This window comes from Gordonia sp. PDNC005 (genome assembly GCF_016919385.1).
Taxonomy (GTDB): Bacteria; Actinomycetota; Actinomycetes; order Mycobacteriales; family Mycobacteriaceae; genus Gordonia.
Map to the genome: position 1 here is coordinate 2,344,284 of NZ_CP070351.1, position 16,433 is coordinate 2,360,716.

13 protein-coding genes are annotated in these 16,433 nt (G+C 66.3%); 10 read left to right on the top strand and 3 right to left on the bottom strand.

The window, feature by feature from the left end; genetic code table 11:
* The first annotated feature begins 156 nt into the window (after window positions 1–156).
* Window positions 157–993 (top strand): alpha/beta fold hydrolase, encoded by an 837-nt coding sequence (locus tag JVX90_RS11060; RefSeq protein ID WP_205328834.1) that lies wholly within the window; start codon window positions 157–159, stop codon window positions 991–993.
* Here the strand turns inward: JVX90_RS11060 and JVX90_RS11065 are convergent.
* Window positions 983–1,408 (bottom strand): hypothetical protein, encoded by a 426-nt coding sequence (locus tag JVX90_RS11065; protein WP_205328835.1) that lies wholly within the window; start codon window positions 1,406–1,408, stop codon window positions 983–985. The genes JVX90_RS11060 and JVX90_RS11065 overlap by 11 nt on opposite strands.
* A gap of 269 nt (window positions 1,409–1,677) precedes the next feature.
* On the bottom strand, window positions 1,678–3,045 hold the full coding sequence (locus JVX90_RS11070) for an FAD-linked oxidase C-terminal domain-containing protein (RefSeq protein WP_205328836.1): 1,368 nt from the start codon (window positions 3,043–3,045) through the stop codon (window positions 1,678–1,680).
* Window positions 3,046–3,270: 225 nt separating this feature from the next.
* Here JVX90_RS11070 and JVX90_RS11075 point away from each other — a divergent pair, with 225 nt between their 5' ends.
* From JVX90_RS11075 to JVX90_RS11095, 5 genes are all read left to right on the top strand, one after another.
* Window positions 3,271–3,969: a S1 family peptidase gene (locus JVX90_RS11075; protein ID WP_205328837.1), complete on the top strand. Its 699-nt coding sequence runs from the start codon at window positions 3,271–3,273 to the stop codon at window positions 3,967–3,969.
* Between the two features lie 87 nt (window positions 3,970–4,056).
* Entirely contained in the window at window positions 4,057–4,410 is a 354-nt protein-coding gene (locus JVX90_RS11080) for a VOC family protein (RefSeq protein WP_205328838.1), read from the top strand.
* 72 nt (window positions 4,411–4,482) lie between these two features.
* The gene (locus tag JVX90_RS11085) at window positions 4,483–5,964 is read left to right on the top strand and encodes a DUF3375 domain-containing protein (protein WP_205328839.1); all 1,482 of its coding nucleotides are present in this window, start codon (window positions 4,483–4,485) and stop codon (window positions 5,962–5,964) included.
* Window positions 5,961–6,560: a DUF4194 domain-containing protein gene (locus JVX90_RS11090; RefSeq protein WP_205328840.1), complete on the top strand. Its 600-nt coding sequence runs from the start codon at window positions 5,961–5,963 to the stop codon at window positions 6,558–6,560. The genes JVX90_RS11085 and JVX90_RS11090 overlap by 4 nt, the downstream gene beginning before the upstream one ends.
* Complete coding sequence (locus tag JVX90_RS11095; RefSeq protein ID WP_205328841.1) at window positions 6,557–9,952, top strand: ATP-binding protein; 3,396 nt, start codon at window positions 6,557–6,559, stop codon at window positions 9,950–9,952. The genes JVX90_RS11090 and JVX90_RS11095 overlap by 4 nt, the downstream gene beginning before the upstream one ends.
* Before the next feature lie 16 nt (window positions 9,953–9,968).
* Here the strand turns inward: JVX90_RS11095 and JVX90_RS11100 are convergent, their stop codons facing one another.
* The gene (locus JVX90_RS11100; protein WP_240193859.1) at window positions 9,969–10,280 is read right to left on the bottom strand and encodes a DUF2470 domain-containing protein; all 312 of its coding nucleotides are present in this window, start codon (window positions 10,278–10,280) and stop codon (window positions 9,969–9,971) included.
* Between the two features lie 158 nt (window positions 10,281–10,438).
* Here JVX90_RS11100 and JVX90_RS11105 point away from each other — a divergent pair, with 158 nt between their 5' ends.
* The 4 genes from JVX90_RS11105 (at window position 10,439) to JVX90_RS11120 (ending at window position 16,409) form a co-directional block, all read left to right on the top strand.
* Window positions 10,439–11,059, top strand: coding sequence for a hypothetical protein (locus JVX90_RS11105; protein ID WP_205328842.1), 621 nt, complete (start codon window positions 10,439–10,441; stop codon window positions 11,057–11,059).
* An 11-nt stretch (window positions 11,060–11,070) separates the two neighbouring features.
* Window positions 11,071–12,051: an ADP-ribosylglycohydrolase family protein gene (locus JVX90_RS11110; RefSeq protein WP_205328843.1), complete on the top strand. Its 981-nt coding sequence runs from the start codon at window positions 11,071–11,073 to the stop codon at window positions 12,049–12,051.
* Between the two features lie 52 nt (window positions 12,052–12,103).
* The gene (locus tag JVX90_RS11115) at window positions 12,104–12,835 is read left to right on the top strand and encodes an excalibur calcium-binding domain-containing protein (RefSeq protein ID WP_240193860.1); all 732 of its coding nucleotides are present in this window, start codon (window positions 12,104–12,106) and stop codon (window positions 12,833–12,835) included.
* A gap of 223 nt (window positions 12,836–13,058) precedes the next feature.
* Window positions 13,059–16,409 carry a DEAD/DEAH box helicase gene (locus JVX90_RS11120; RefSeq protein WP_205328844.1) on the top strand — a complete coding sequence of 1,117 codons (3,351 nt, stop codon included), beginning with the start codon at window positions 13,059–13,061 and terminating at the stop codon, window positions 16,407–16,409.
* Window positions 16,410–16,433: the final 24 nt, after the last annotated feature.

Genomic DNA, 16,433 nt, shown 5'->3' on the forward strand with positions numbered 1-16,433 from the left:
ACAAGTTACTCCGGTGGCGGCCTCGTTCTCGAACCTCGAAGCAGTGCTGTGGGAAGGCTCACGCCGACCGCCGATTCGTGCCTGCGCGGCCCTTCTCGGACGTGTTCGACTCTGGCACAATCGAACTCGCAACGAGCAGCGACGAGAGGCCCACTGATGGAGCAGTTCACTCGCGACGGATTGACGTTCGACGTCATCGACTCAGGGCCACCCGACGGCGACGTCGTCCTTCTCCTTCACGGCTTCCCACAGACCGGTTCCTCGTGGTCAGGCGTGTCTGCGGTGCTGAACGAGCACGGGTTCCGGACGATCGCCCCGACTCAGCGCGGCTACTCCCCCGGCGCGCGGCCGCGCGGGAGACGCGCGTATCGGACTAGCGAATTGACGGCCGACGCCGTGGCGCTCGTGGAGGAGCTCGACTGCGGTCCGGTTCACCTCGTCGGACACGATTGGGGTGCCGCTGTCGCGTGGTCGTTGGCCGCGAGCCGACCAGATCTCGTGCGCTCGTTCACGTCGGTCTCCGTGCCGCATCCAGGAGCCTTCATCAAGTCGATGACCCGGAGCCGACAGCTGCCGCGATCGTGGTACATGTTCGCGTTTCAAATCCCCCGCGTTCCGGAATTCCTGATCCGTCGATTCCCCGATCAGTTCGAGACGAAGCTGTCGTCAGGTGGCCTCACTCCGGAAGGCGCAGCCGAGATTCGACGCGACGTCCTTGAAACGGACGCGCTGACCGGCGGGATGAACTGGTATCGAGCCATGATGCTGGGTGCACCGAGTGACCTGAAACGGCGAGTGACCGTCCCCACGACCCATGTGTGGAGCGACGCCGACTTCGCTCTCGACCGTGTCGGCGCCGAATTGGCCGCCGACTACGTCACGGCAGACTTCCGTCTCGAAGTGTTCGAAGGCGTCTCCCATTGGATCCCCGACCAACGTCCGACTGAGCTCGCCGACGTGATCCTCGCCCGGATCGCAAGCGTCAGCGGCTGAGTCGCTGCCTGCACTCCGCCTGAGTGTTGGTCTCGAGACACTCTGCCCATGCGGCTTGGTCGTCTCCCCAGTCGGTCTTGGCGCGCTGACCCACGTTCACCTGCCACATGTAGTCGCTGCAGACGAGCTGGGTCCCGGTCGCGTCGTACGCGAATGACCCGGTCTGATAGCCGTGACAGGGCGTTCCGGCGGAGACTGTCGAAGTACCGAGAGCTGGATTGGGTGCGACGGTCGCGTTCCTCGACCAGACGAGGGCGTCAGTTCCTGCCAGGCGAGCACAGTGGGCGACCGTCCCATCGCCGAACGACGCGGTGGTTCCTTGATAGCTGCACGCCGCGCCTTCCCCTACTACGACAACCGCCGGGGTCGTCATCGGCGCGAGCGTGGTCTCCGGCGGCGAACTGGTGACAGTCAACGTCGACACCTTCGCAGTCGATGAAGCGCCTGAAGTCGATGGCTCTGCCGCGTCGTTGGAACTCGAACCGCACGCTGAGAGAGTGACCACCGCCGCTCCGACGAAGGCGGCAGCCCAGTACTTGGTGTTCACAATTGGCCCTCCGCAGTTCGACCGGGAGCGATGAACCCGTCCGGATGGTCACAGTGTTCGTGAAAGGTACACGCAGGCGGGCGGACATCGGCGTATCTCGGCACGTATGTGCGCTCTCGTGAACATTTTGCGGCCGGTCAGAGCAGGACGCCTGGATTGAGGAGCCCGTCGGGATCGAGAGCAGATTTGATGAGCTTCGTGAGGTCCATGACGTCGTCGCCGACCTGATCTCTGAGCCAGCCCTTCTTGAGTCTGCCGACTCCGTGCTCGCCGGTGATCGTGCCGCCGAGCGAGATCGCAAGATCCATGATCTGGCCGAATGCGACGTTGGCGCGCGCCGTCTCGTCCGCGTCGGACGGGTCGTGAACGATCAGCGGGTGCGTGTTGCCGTCACCGGCGTGCGCGATCACGGAGATGAGCACACTGTTATCGGCGGCGATAGCCTCGACGCCGTCGATGAGGTCCGGCAACGCAGGCAGCGGCACGCCGACGTCTTCCAGCAGGAGTGCGCCCAGGCGCTCCACCGCCGGAATGGCGACGCGGCGCGCCTGGGTGAACGCCTCCGACTCGACCGGGTCCGCCGTCGCGAACACCTCTCCCGCCCCGCATCGCGCGAACGCCTGCTCGATGATGGCGACCTCCGCCTCCCCTGCCGGGCCAGGCGCATCGGACTGAGCGACGAGAAGTGCCCCCGCGTCCCGGTCGAGACCCATCTTGAGCATGTCCTCGACGGCGTTGATCGACACCGAGTCCATGAATTCGAGCATCGCCGGCCGAATCTGGGCGGTCACTGCGAGCACGGCTTCGCTCGCCGCTCGAACGCTTGAGAACGATCCGACGACTGTGCACGCGGGCGCCTGCGGCGGCAGGAGGCGCAGCGTCACCTCGGTGACGATGCCGAGCAGACCTTCGCTTCCGACGAAGAGTTTGGTCAGCGGCAGCCCCGCCGAGTCTTTGAGTTGCTTGCCGCCGAGCCGGACCGCGCGGCCGTCGGCAAGGACTACCTGGAGGCCGAGCACATAGTCGGTGGTGACCCCGTACTTCACACAGCACAGACCGCCCGCGTTCGTCGCGACGTTTCCGCCGATCGAGCAGATCTCGAACGACGAGGGGTCCGGCGGGTACCACAGTCCGTTCTCAGCGGCGGCGGCCTTGACCTCGCCATTCAGCAGGCCCGGTTGCGCGACGGCGGTCCGCGTCGCCGTGTCGATCGTCAGGTTCCGCATCTTCTCCGTGGATATGGTGATCGCGCCGTCGACGGCCGTCGACCCGCCGGACAGGCTGGTTCCGGCACCGCGGGTGATGATCGGGACCCTGTTCGCGGCACACCAGCGGACGGTTACCTGCACGTCTTCCGTCGTGACCGGTCTCACGAGCGCAAGCGGAGTACCCGCATCCGGATCGTTCGCTCGATCGAATCGGTATGCGCCGAGTATGTCCGGGTCGGTCACCACCATCCCCGGTGCGAGCGTCTCTGCCAGTCCTGTCACATCGGTGGATCCCATGTGGTCACCCTAGTGTCGTGCGCCACTGCGGCAGGCCGGGTCCGCCCGCCACGCGGGACACAACCAGTGAGCTTTCGGCGAGACGGTCCTGTGATTCAATCGTTACGAACCGGATGGCACCGGTTCGTCGAGGGGGGAGCCGCCACGCCCATCCGGGCCGCGCACCGTCTCCCAGCCGCCCGGCTCGTCGACCCCGACTGCCGGAACTGAATGGAGAGTGACCACGTGAAGTTCTTGAAGAAGGCGCTGGTGAGTGTCGCAGCTGTCGCCGCGACCGCAGCCCTGATGCCCGCCGCGACGGCGGACGCCGCACCCCGCGCCACCATCGGCGGCGGTTCCGGCATCATCGTCGGCGGCAACGCTCTGTGCACGCTCACCACGATCGGCCACGATCGTGCCGGCAGGCTCGTGGGTCTGACCGCGGCGCATTGCGGCAACATGGGAGCGTCGATCCGATCCGAACGCAATCCCGGTGCGGGCGTGCTCGGACAGATCGCGACCAAGAGCCCATCCCTGGACGTGGCCGTGATCGTCTTCAATCCCGCACGTACCCGCGCGGTCCGACAGGTCGGCCGCGCGCGGATCACCGGCGTCGGCACATACCCGCGCCCGTACGCGACGGTCTGCAAGTCCGGACGCACCACCGGCTACACCTGTGGTCCGACTCTCGCCAAGAGCAGGGTCGACACCATCAGTTACGTCTGCGCCGACCACGGCGACTCCGGCGGCCCGATCATCGTTGGACGACGAGTCGTCGGGATGTTGAACGGCGGCGTGCGCATCGCGGGAGCAGGTACCCCGTCGATCCCGTGCCTCACCCCCGCCGTTCCGATCCACAGCCCGATCGTGGCGACGAAGATGACGACGATCCTGGCGTCGCTCAACCGCACCACGTTCGCCGGTTCGGGCTTCCGCCCGCTCTGACCTGTACATCTTCGACGACCCCGCCGATTTCGGCGGGGTCGTCGTCGTTCATCAAGAAGGCCGGCCCGACAGGCATACGCTGGAGTGATGCGGGCGAAGAAGATCAGCACCAACATCACCGTCGACGACATCGGCGCCGCGCGGGACTTCTACCAGGACTTTCTCGGCTTGCAGACCGAGGAGTTCAACCTCGGTTGGGTCGCACGATTCACTGACGTCGAGTCCGGAGCACACGTCCAACTGGTGACTCGAGACCTCACCGCTCCGGAGGATTCAGCGATGTCGGTGCATGCCGACGACGTCGACGCCGCCTATCTGGAAGCACAGCGACGCGGCTATGACATCGTCTATCCGCTCACCACGGAGGACTGGGGCGTCCGACGGTTCTTCGTTCGCGCTCCCGACGGAACACTGTTGAACATCGTCCAGCACCGGGAGTGAACCGAGCGCCGCCGTAGCCGCCGAACGCACCGTGAGGACGGACACCCGATCCCGGCCGATACCCTGACGGGCGTGCAATTCGACGAGATCGTCGCCGTCCGACGGACCAGTGCGGCGTGGCGACTCCTGCGTGCGGACAACGCGCCGCTGGTCCTGTCATTCCTCGGCAGGGTGTTCGTCGACGACAACGTTCGCGAGATCTCCGAGTCGGGGCTGATCAGCCTCCTCGACGACGAGCTGTACTCCCTCAACAAACGACTCGGTGACGGGACATACCCCCGAACGCCGAAGGGATACCTCGATGAGTGGTCGGCTCCGGACACCGGTTGGCTGCGGAAGTACTACGTCGTCGAGAGCGACGAACCCCATTACGACGCGACGCCGGCAGTCGAACGTGCGGTCGCCTGGATCCGGTCGCTGGCCGATCGTGAGTTCATCGGCACCGAATCCCGTTTGAATACCGTCTTCGACCTCCTCCGACAGATCGTCTACGGAGCCAACGCCGACCCGGAGGTGCGCCTCGCCGAGTTGAGGCGCCGCCGCGCTGAGATCGACGCCGAGATCGAGGCCGTCGAACGCGGGGAGGTCAGCGTCCTCGACGCATCGCGGCGACGGGACCGGTACCAGCAGTTCGGTGAGGTCTCGCGTGCACTCCTCTCGGACTTCCGCGAGGTCGAGGCCAACTTCCGCACCCTCGACCGGCAGATGCGCGAACGCATCGCGACGTGGCGCGGCACCAAGGGCGAACTGCTCGACGAGATCGTCGGCAGCCGCACCACGATCACCGACTCCGATCAGGGCCGCAGCTTCCAGGCGTTCTACAACCTGCTGCTGTCCGCGGACCGTCTCGACGAGCTCGACCGACTCGTCCGCGAGGCACAGTCGATCGACACTGTCACCGACGCCCGCTTGACCAACATCCACCACGATTGGCTCGACGCCGGAACACGCGCGCAGACCACCGTCCGACGTTTGTCGGAGCAACTTCGTCGGTTCCTCGACGATCAGGCCTGGTTGGAGAACCGGCGCGTGATGGACCTGCTTCGAAGCATCGAAGCGACCGCGTACACGGTTCGCGACCAACGAGTCGACGACTTCGCACACGAGATCGACTCGCCGTCGCCCGGCGTCCACCTGCCGATGGAGAGGCCGCTGTTCCGGCCGACCGCGAGCCTCGAGGTCGATTCCGACGGCATCGAGGACGGAGAGTCCGACGGCGACTCCGACGCCTTGTTCGAGCAGATCCACATCGACCCCGCTCCACTCATCGACGGCGTGCGACGTGCCCTTCGTCGGACCACACAGGTCACCCTGGCCGATGTGCTCGCGACATCGCCGTTGACGCAGGGTCTCGCCGAGCTGATCACGTACCTGTCACTCACCGACGACAGTTTCACCAAGATCTTCGACGACACCTCGACCGAATCGATCACCTGGACCGACGACGAGGGCGCGTCCCGGACCGCACGTGTACCGCGTGTCATCTACACGCACAACCGATCGTCGAGCGCTGCCTCCGGCTCGTCGAGCGACGTCGAGATGGAGACCCCATGAGCCGCACTGTCCCCCGCGACGAGCTGAACCTGTCTCTCGCAGTCACGTCGTTGATGAAAGGCGTGGTCTACCGCGACTCGGGTCAGACCGCGTGGCAGCATGTGGTCGGCCTCGCAGCCCAGGTCAGCGACTACGTCGCCACCCTCGGGCTCTCAATCGTGATCGATGAGGCCGAGGGGTACGCGTTCCTCCGGTCCCGCAGCGACGACGAGCTCGCCGATCTCGGCATTCCCCGCCTCGTCGCGCGTCATCAACTCCCGCTGCACACGTCTCTGTTGTTGGCGTTGCTGCGCAAACGTCTCGCCGAGTACGACACCACCGACGCCGGCAGCCGTTTGATCCTGACAGGCGACCAGCTCCGTGAACTCCTCGCACCGTTCTTCCCGGCGACGACCAATGAGGCGCGCACGACCGACCAGACGGACACCGCGATCCGTCGTGTCACCGAACTCGGATTCCTGCGGCGGATGCCGGGGCAGGACGGCGAGTACGAGGTACGTCGAGTCATCAAAGCGTATGTCGACGCACAATGGCTCGCCGACTTCGACACTCACCTGGCCGAGTACGCCGCGATCGCCGGAGAGGAAACACGATGACCGGCTTGTTCTCCGCCACCGAACTGCAGTCCACCGACTCGGCGAAATCCGGTTTCCGACTCCAGAGGTTCCAGGTTCTCAACTGGGGAACCTTCGACCAACGAGTCTGGACGCTCGAGCTGAACGGCGAGAACGGCCTGCTCACTGGTGACATCGGCTCGGGCAAGTCGACTCTTGTCGACGCCTTGACCACCCTGCTCATGCCGGCGCACCGCGTGGCGTACAACAAGGCGGCGGGTGCCGAGTCCCGCGAGCGCGACCTGCGGTCGTACGTGCTCGGCTACTACAAGTCCGAACGCAATGAGAGCAGCGGCGCATCGCGCCCGGTCGCGTTGCGCGGCATGTCGAACTACTCGGTGATCCTCGGGGTGTTCGCAAACGAGGGGTACGACGAGACCGTCACCCTGGCGCAGGTCTTCTCGATGCGGCACGACAGCGGGCAGCCCGAGCGATTCTTCACAGTCACCGATCGAGCTCTGGACATCCCCACCGACTTCGCCGACTTCGGCACCGACCTCCGAGCGCTCCGGAAGCGGCTCACCGCGGGCGGCACCCGCATCCACGAGCACTTCCCGGAGTACGGCCGCGACTACCGACGCTCGCTCGCCGTCCGCTCGGAGCAGGCGATGGAGTTGTTCCACCAGACCGTGTCGATGAAGGCCGTCGGCAATCTCAACGACTTCGTCCGCGACCACATGCTGGAGCCGTTCGATTCGAGCGGCTGGGTCGACACGATGGTGGCGCACTTCGAGGATCTGACCGCGGCGCACGACGCCGTCGTCCTTGCTCGGCGTCAGCTCGACGAACTCACCCCGATGCTCGCCGACCACGACCGGTACACCAGCCACATCGCGATGTCGGAGGAGTTGAAAGAGCGCCGCTCCGCCCTCCGCCATTACTTCGCGCAGCGTCGTGTCGATCTGCTCGCAGGCAGCCTCGAAACCTACAACCGCGACCTCGCGGCGACGCGCAGCGCATTGGACGCGACCGAGCGCGACCTCGCCGACCTGCGGATCAGCGTGCGCGAGCTCGAATTCCAGCAGGCCGGTCTCGGCGGCAACGACATCGCGACGCTGGAAGCGCAGATCACGGAAGCACAACGCCAACGCGAGGAGCGCGCCGCGGCGTTCGAGCGTTACTCCGCACTTCTCGACGAATCCGGCCTCGGTCCCGTCGAAGACCGTGGACAGTTCGATCACCGCCGGTCGGAGGCGTCCGCCGCCGTCGACGAACTCGACGCCGAGGTCGTCGACATCGCCAACGCGATCACCGAGTTGGTCGTCGATCGTCGTCAACTCGACGGGGAGGGGCGGCGCGTCGCAGGCGAGATCGCCAGCCTGCGCGGACGCACCAGCAACATCCCCGAGCGCAATCTGCGGATGCGCGACATGATCTGCGCCGGTGTCGGCGTCGGGCACGACGACCTGCCGTTCGTCGGTGAACTGATCGGGGTCCGCGCCGACGAGAGCCGTTGGGAAGGCGCCGCCGAGCGAGTGTTGCGCGGATTCGGACTCTCCCTGCTGGTCTCGACAGAGCTCTACGACACAGTCTCGAGCTGGATCGATGCGAACCATCTCGGTGGTCGTCTCGTGTACTTCAAGGTTCCAGAGCGCGTGCAGGGCAAGGGCGCTCCGACTCCCCCGCCGAACGCGCTCGTGCACAAGCTCGACATCAAGGAGGGACCGTTCTACGCCTGGTTGGAGCGGCGGCTCTTCGAACGTGCCAGGCATGTGTGCGCGGACTCTCTCGACGAGTTCCGAACCGCTGAGTACGCCGTCACCGTCAGCGGTCAGGTCCGCTCCGGCGGCGGACGTCACGAGAAAGACGATTCGCGTCGCGTCGACGATCACCGCGACTACGTGCTCGGCTGGAGTAACGAGCAGAAGGTGAACGCGCTGTTCACGGCCGGGCAGCGAGTCCAGGAGGAGCTCAATCGGATCGACGCGGAGATCACCGAGCTCGAAGACGGCCGACGCCGCTCGATGGACCGGCGCAACGCGCTCACTGGGCTCGACGCCTACCCGACCTTCGACGCGGTCGACTGGATGTCCGTCGCGTCCAGGATCGCCGACCTGACCCGCCGGAAGTCCGAACTCGAACACTCGTCGGACGAGCTGGTCGAGATCACCGAGACCATCGCGTCCACCCGCGAGCAGTTGTCGGCGGTGGACGCCACTCGCGACGGCCTCCGCGACAAGGTGTCGCGTCTCGAGATGGCGCGCTCTCAGGCCGAGCAGGCCAGGGACACCGCGCGCATCACCGTCGAGGAGCCCGGATTCGAGGACGCCTCGACTCACTTCGACGCGATCACCGCTGCGGTCGACGACTATCGCGCCAAGGTCGACGGCGGAACCGACACCGAGCTGACCGTCGACGAGTGCGGCGAGCTGGAGACGGCCCTCGGTGAATCACTGACCGATGCATCCGAGCAGCACACGTCGCGTGCCGGGACGTACCAGACTCGTGTCGTGAATCGGATGTCCGAGTTCAATCGAAGCCACCCGGTGCTGACCACCGAATTCGACGCGGACATCAAGTCGGCCGACGAGTACCGCGAACTCCATCGTCGACTGTCCGAGGACGATCTGCCTCGCTTCGAGGACGAGTTCAAGAACTACTTGAACACCAACGCGATCCGCGACATCGCGATCTTCGCCGCGAAGCTGAACAAAGAAGTTCATCTCATCCATTCGAAGATCGACACGATCAACGAGTCCCTGTCGGGCATCGAGTACAACCCCGGGCGCTACATCCGTCTCGAGGCGAACCCGACCGCATCGCAGGAGATCCGGGACTTCCGCGCCGACCTGCGTCGATGCAGCGACGGCGAGATGGAGATCGGCACCGAGGAGGAGCAGTACAGCGAGGAGAAGTTCCTTCTCGTCAAGGCCATCGTTGAACGATTCCGCGGTCGTGAGGGCTTCGCCGACTTGGATCGCCGGTGGACCGACCTGGTGACCGATGTACGGAACTGGGTGAGCTTCGCGGCATCGGAGCGGTACGTCGACGACGACGCCGAGTACGAGAACTACACCGACTCCGACGGCAAGTCCGGCGGCCAGAAGGAGAAGCTCGCCTACACGATCCTGGCGGCGTCTCTCGCGTACCAGTTCGACCTAAAGTGGGGCGCGACCTGCTCACGAGACTTCCGGTTCGTTGTCATCGACGAAGCGTTCGGTCGCGGGTCGGACGATTCGGCACGCTACGCGTTGACCTTGTTCGCCAAGCTCGGATTGCAGCTGTTGATCGTCACACCGTTGACGAAGATCTACACGATCGAACCGTTCGTGTCCGCGGTCGGCTACGTCGAGAATCGCGGGGGCAACTACTCCCAGCTCCAATGCTTGACGATCGAGCAGTATCGGGAGTCGAGACGGTCCCGCGAGTCGTAGCGGTCGGTCGCAGCACTCAGTGCTCGCGCTGCGTCACTCCGAGGCGATCGCATGCCGCTTCGTAGACGGCGACCACCTCGCGCCGGACGGCAGGGCGATCCTCGATGGGCCCACCGGGCCACGGAACGCGGAGCTCACTGACCGCGCCGTTGCGGGTCACGTCCCACACCCCGCCGTCACCGTCGAATCCGGTCATCACTGCCGCGGTGGCTTCAGCGGCGTCGGCGTCGCCGAAGGCACGCGCTATGAGCAGGTTGTCAGCGGTGTGATCGTCGTTCATGTGTCGCAGAACCGCTGCGACCACGGCGTCGTCGAATTCATGGGGCACGCCGCCGACCCTACCGCTCCGATCGCCCCTGCCCGCCCAGCGCAACCCCGATCCGCTCACCTCACCAACAGTCCGCTCACTTCGGCAGACTCGTTCGTGGGCCGTCATCCTTGGGTGACGACGTCGGGACTGTCGGACCCTCGCGCTACGGTGGCGCCATGAACTCCACCAGCGCCGTGATCGGCGTTCCCGTCGCAGGTGTCGTCCAACTGTGGACCGACGCGCCGAGCATCTGGCAGGTCGACGACTTCGACGGCTTCGCCTCCCTGGTCGGCACAGGGCAGATCGCGCGCACCGAGATCGCGCCACGCAGGTTTCGGGAGGTCGGCCTGCTCGACGAGGAGGCGGGGACCCTGACTGTCGGCGACGCCGCCTTCACCCTCACTCCCGCAGATGCATTCGACGGTGACTTCTGGGATTCGCTGAACGCGTCGGTCACGCGCATCGCAACCGACGCGTTCGGACGAGCCGAAATCGTCGTGACCGAACGCGGCGGCTGGGAAACGTCCGACGCCGAGTACTGCCTCGCCGGCGCACTGATCAACGACGGGCAGCCGATCGTGCTCATCGAGACGGCGCCCACGCCAACCGACAACGACTTCTGGCCACCGTCAGACGACCCAGTCGGCCAGACGGTGACCGCTCCCCTGTCCGACGAATCGCTCCCGGGCATCGGCGTTCTCACCATGGCAGCGGTGAACAGCTGGGGCGTCGCGCCATGGGACGTCGCCGTCACCTACCTGGTTCCCGACCGCGACACGGCAGACGAGACTGACTGAAAGGACCCAGCATGACCTCACTGACTCACGACGTGCAGGACCGTGCCCGTGGCGCCCTCATCGGTGGCGCGGTCGGCGACGCACTCGGTGTGCCGTACGAGTTCAGTCAGCGTCTCGCGTCCACCGGCATACCGGTGATGCGAGGCGGCGGGCTCGGAGACTTCGCGCCGGGCGAGTGGAGCGACGACACGTCGATGGCGATGGGTGTCGCGATGGCGGGCGCCCGGCATCGCACGTTCGGCACCCAGTCCGCGCTCGACGACGTCGCCGCAGGGTTTCTCGACTGGTTCGAGTCGCACCCACCGGACATCGGCAATCAGACTCGTGCGGTCCTCGGCGCCGTCCAGCGCGGGGCGTCCGACACCGGGCTGTCAACGAGGACGCTCGACGCATCACGCGACTTCGCGCAGACCGCCAGACACACCGGCGGAAACGGCGCACTGATGAGGACGGCGCCCGTTGCGCTCGCTCACCTGAACGATCGGAACGCGCTCGCCGACGCAGCCCAGAACGTCGCGCGGCTGACCCACTTCGACGACGAAGCCGCCGACAGCTGCGTGCTGTGGTGCGAGGCGATCCGGGTCGCCGTGGTCGACGCTCGAATCGACGTCTACGCCGGTCTCGAACTGATCGACAACAGCCGACGCGACTGGTGGCGGACAAGACTCGACGAGGCACGTGACCAGAACCCGAACTCGTTCACGCCGAACGGATACACGGTCACCGCGCTGCAGGCGGCGGCATCGTCCGTCCTTCACGCTCAAGGCGACGGAGCAGACCACCTCCGGGACGGTCTCCACACCGCGATCAGGATCGGCGACGACACCGATACCGTCGCGGCGATCGCCGGCGGACTTCTCGGTGCACGGTGGGGTCGATCGGCGATCGACGAGCAGTCGCAGGCCGACATCCACGGTTGGCCGATCCGGTCCGGTGTGCCTGCACGAGTTGCGGGTCTGGTGACGCTCGCCGACGGACTCGTCGGCGCGTGATTCACGTCGTCTGATCGGTTGACCGCGTCTGTCGGACTCTACGATCAGCGCCGTGACGAACCCATTCGCCAACCCTTTTGATCCCAGCAACACCGGCGGCGGCGGATTCAACCCGCCTCCGCCGACACCACCGGTTCCGCCGCCTCCGGCGCCGGGCCCGTCCGAGCCGAACAGGCCAGGTACCGCGGCCAAGATCGGCGGCTGGGTGCTCTTGGTGCTCGGAGCGATCGGCGTGCTCGCGTCGTTCACGGCGTGGAGCGAACCGATGCAGGCGATCGGACAGCTCTTGTTCTGGGGCGCCGTCGGTTTCCTCGGGTCGACACTGATCTGGCGCCGGTGGCCGTGGAAGATCGGCGGACCCGTGGCCGCAGGCCTGATCGTCGTGAGCTTCGTCCTCATCTGCCTGGCCGGCCCCGCCGACAAGACGCCCACGCCGGCACCCCTGCTGGACACGTCGTCGTCGAGCACCGCCGTCTCGACGACCACGACCACAGCCACGTCGACGGTCGTGTCGTCGACGACGGTCACCGTCACCGCCGAGACCTCGTCGACGACCCCGGCGGAGGCGACCACCGCGGAACCCGACGTGGATGTCGACACACGTGCACCGCGCCGAACCACACCGGTCTACACGCCGCCGACCACTGAGGACACCGGAGCCGCGTACTACCCGAACTGCGCGGCCGTCCGCGCCGCCGGAAAGGCTCCGCTCTACCAAGGTCAGCCGGGCTACAGCACCGATCTCGATCGTGACCGGGACGGTGTCGCCTGCGACGGAGGCTAGCGGCGGCCACTTGCGGCACAAGCCTGTGGATACCGCCCTTGCGCGATCCGGGCATCGCGGCCATCCTTCACTCCACACGAATTCGTCGGTGACTCCTGCACGGACCCTCACCGCGAAGCCGCGGGCGACGGCCGGTGGCGGGGCCCGGCCGTCGCCCGCAGTCCAACGTTCCGGTGGACGACGCGGACAGCGGCGGCTCGCACCTCCACTATCCTGAACGTCGATGAACTACCCCGCAGAGTGGACCGACGACCGGATCGACGCGATCCTCACGATGTTCGACAACCCCACACTCGCTCGCGGCCGCGACTACGCGTTCAAGGGCATGATCGACGACATCACCTGGGTCGGCAACACTGTGTCGGGATACTCGGAGGGGTCGGGCCGAAAGCGGTATCGCTGCCGGGTGGCGGTCACCTTCGGGTCACGCGCTCGCGCGGTCGCCTCATGCACCTGTCCGGTGTCACAGAACTGCAAGCATTGCGCCGCGCTGATCATCGCGGCGACCAGCGACGCGATCCAGGCGGGCTTGCCCGCCGACGACTCGTCGATGCTGACGCTGTCGCGATGGCGGACACTCGTCGCCGAGATCGCCGCCGACACCACCCGCGTCGAAACGCGTGCGCTGCCGGTCCGCCTCGTGTTCACCGAGGAGTACACATCTACCGCGTCCTCGGTGAAGGTCCGGCCGACTGTGCTGTCGTCGACGGGCCGATGGGTCTCGACGCGAGTCACATGGAAAAAGCTCGTCAGCGGCCAGCACGTCGACCCGGTCGTGGGCCTGGACCCGCTCACCCGGCTGGCCGTCGTCCTGTCCACGGCCCGCGGGAACGGCCCGAACGACGAGTCGATGTCACTCATGTACGCGCCGAGCATCTTCTGGTCCATCCTTCGGGAGGCGGTCGACGCCGGCGTCGAGCTGAGGTACAGCCACACCCATGGACGCGACCTGCCCGTCGACATGGATGCTCCGATCACAACGGCCTTGCGCGTGGAGCCGTCCGACTCCGGGGTCGCTGTTGGACTCCAGGTGCTCATCGACAGTCGGCCCGTGTCGACCACGGATGGGCACCGGCGCTTGATCGGCAGGCCGCGGGTGCACGGCGTCGCGGCCGTCCTCGACGGGATCGCTCACCTCGGGCGACTCCCCGATCTCACCCCGACCGAGTCGATGCTTCTCGTGTCCGACGAGCCCCTCCGCGTCGCCGAATCGGAGATCGACGAGTTCCGCGACGCCCTCGCGTCGGTCGCACCGGAGCGAGTCATCGATGTTGCGCCCGACGCGTTCCCCGCCGCCACGGTGACCGGACCGTTTCCCGTCCTGCGTGTCGGTACGCGGGAGACGATCACCGCCGATTGGCTCATCGGCTACGAAATCGACGGCGAGGTCGTCGAGTACCCGCTCGACGGCGGCGTTTCAGGGCGATATCGCACCCCCGGCGACGAAGCGGCGATGTGGGATCAATACCGTCCGCAGCTCGAAGCCGTTGCTCGCGCAGGTCACGGGTGGGTGGCTGCCGCCGCACAACGACTGCAGGCCGAGCTTCCCCGCTGGCGCGGTGACTTCAAGAAGTACAACCGCCTGTACGCGGTGCTCCGGCAGCTGCAGGGCGGGTGCAGCGTCGACGCCGCGTTCGTGTCGGCGCCCGCCCACCTTCGCACGTCGACGTCCCATTTCAGCCAGATGGAGGCCGCTGTGCTGTGGGCCGAGGTGATCCCGCAGATCACCGACGGAACGGACATCCGGGTGGTCACCGACGGGCCGACGCCGGCCTTCCGCCGTGCGGAGGACGCTCCGACACTTCACTTTTCCGGCGACGCGACGACCGACTGGTTCAACCTGACCATCACAGTCGACGTCGACGGCCACAAAGTCCCTCTCCCCGAAGTCATCTCCGCCCTCGCCGGCGGCCAGACGCACATGATGGTGGACCACAGCACGTACTTCTCCCTCGACGTCCCGGAACTGGCGACACTCCGGGAACGCCTCGAGGAAGCGCGGGACATGGGCGAACTCGAGGGCGACCACGCGTCGTCGCAGAGCCTCAACGCGAGCCTGTGGGACGAACTCCTCGAACTCGGAGTGGTGGACGAACAGCTCGCCGCGTGGCGCGATCGGATGTCGCGGCTGGCGCGCGCCGAACCACCCGAACCGGTCACACCTCCGGTCGGTCTGCGCGCGCAATTGCGCCCCTACCAGCAGGACGGGCTCGACTGGCTGTCGTTCCTCTGGGACAACGGACTCGGCGGCGTGCTCGCGGACGACATGGGCCTGGGCAAGACGGTCCAGACCCTCGCGCTGATGCAGCGCGCCGTCGACGCAGATCCGACCGCGAGGTTCCTGGTGATCGCGCCGACGAGTGTCATCTCCAACTGGGCCGCCGAGGTGCGACGGTTCGTTCCGGACCTCGACGTCATGACCGTCACGGCGACCGAGAAGCGGTCCGGGTCGCCGCTGCACGACCGCGTCGGAAACGCGAACGTCGTCGTCACGTCGTACGCCCTCCTCCGACTCGACGTCGACGCCTTCGCTGCCATGCCGTGGGACGGCGCCGTGTTCGACGAAGCGCAGTTCTTGAAGAACCACAACGCGAAGACGCACCAGGCGGCGCGACGGCTCGACGCACCGTTCAAACTCGCGATCACCGGCACGCCGATGGAGAACCGGGTGATGGAACTGTGGTCGCTGGTGTCGATTGTGGCGCCCGGGCTCTATCCGTCTCCACTGTTGTTCAAGGACCATTTCGCCGGCCCGATCGAGAGCGGACAGGCGCCGGAGAAACTCGAGCTTCTCCGGCGACGAATCCGCCCGATCATGCTCCGCCGCACCAAGGGCCAGGTGCTCACCGATCTCCCCGAGAAGCAGGAGCAAGTGCTGCACCTCGAACTCGAGTCGGCGCACCGCAAGGTGTACGACACCCATCTGGCCCGCCATCGGCAGGAAACGCTCGGGCTCCTCGACGACTTCGACGGCAATCGCATTCAGATCCTGCGAGCGCTCACCCGGCTCCGGCAGCTGAGTCTGCACCCCGGCCTGGTCGACGACGAGCACACCGCTGTGACGTCCGCCAAGATCGAATACCTCGCCGAACAGTTGCCGATCTTGATCGACGAGGGTCACAGCGCGCTGGTGTTCAGCAGTTTCACCGGCTTTCTCGGCCTGGTCGCCGCTCGCCTGGACAAGGCAGGCATCGCGTACAGCTACATCGACGGATCCACTCCGGTCGACAACCGCGCGGATCAGATCGAGCAGTTCACGCGGGGCGCCACCCAGGTGTTCCTCATCAGCCTCAAGGCGGGCGGATTCGGGCTCAACCTCACCGCCGCCGACTACTGCTTCCTCGCCGACCCGTGGTGGAATCCGGCCGCGGAGGCGCAGGCCGTCGACCGCGCGCACCGCATCGGGCAGCATCGCGCCGTCACCGTCTATCGCATGGCGTCCGTCGACACCATCGAGGACAAGGTCATCGAGCTGCAGAACCGCAAAAGGGAACTGTTCAACGCTCTGATCGACGACGGCGAAGCGTTCTCCGGGGCCATCACGGCCGACGACGTGCGCAGTCTGTTCTCGTGAGCCCACTCCTCGACTCGCTGTTCG

Coding starts and splice junctions, on each gene's coding strand:
- JVX90_RS11070 (WP_205328836.1), bottom strand. CDS start 3,045: ATGGGATCCACCGATGTGACAGGACTGGCAGAGACGCTCGCACCGGGG.
- JVX90_RS11095 (WP_205328841.1), top strand. CDS start 6,557: ATGACCGGCTTGTTCTCCGCCACCGAACTGCAGTCCACCGACTCGGCG.
- JVX90_RS11120 (WP_205328844.1), top strand. CDS start 13,059: ATGAACTACCCCGCAGAGTGGACCGACGACCGGATCGACGCGATCCTC.
- JVX90_RS11090 (WP_205328840.1), top strand. CDS start 5,961: ATGAGCCGCACTGTCCCCCGCGACGAGCTGAACCTGTCTCTCGCAGTC.
- JVX90_RS11060 (WP_205328834.1), top strand. CDS start 157: ATGGAGCAGTTCACTCGCGACGGATTGACGTTCGACGTCATCGACTCA.
- JVX90_RS11080 (WP_205328838.1), top strand. CDS start 4,057: ATGCGGGCGAAGAAGATCAGCACCAACATCACCGTCGACGACATCGGC.
- JVX90_RS11110 (WP_205328843.1), top strand. CDS start 11,071: ATGACCTCACTGACTCACGACGTGCAGGACCGTGCCCGTGGCGCCCTC.
- JVX90_RS11105 (WP_205328842.1), top strand. CDS start 10,439: ATGAACTCCACCAGCGCCGTGATCGGCGTTCCCGTCGCAGGTGTCGTC.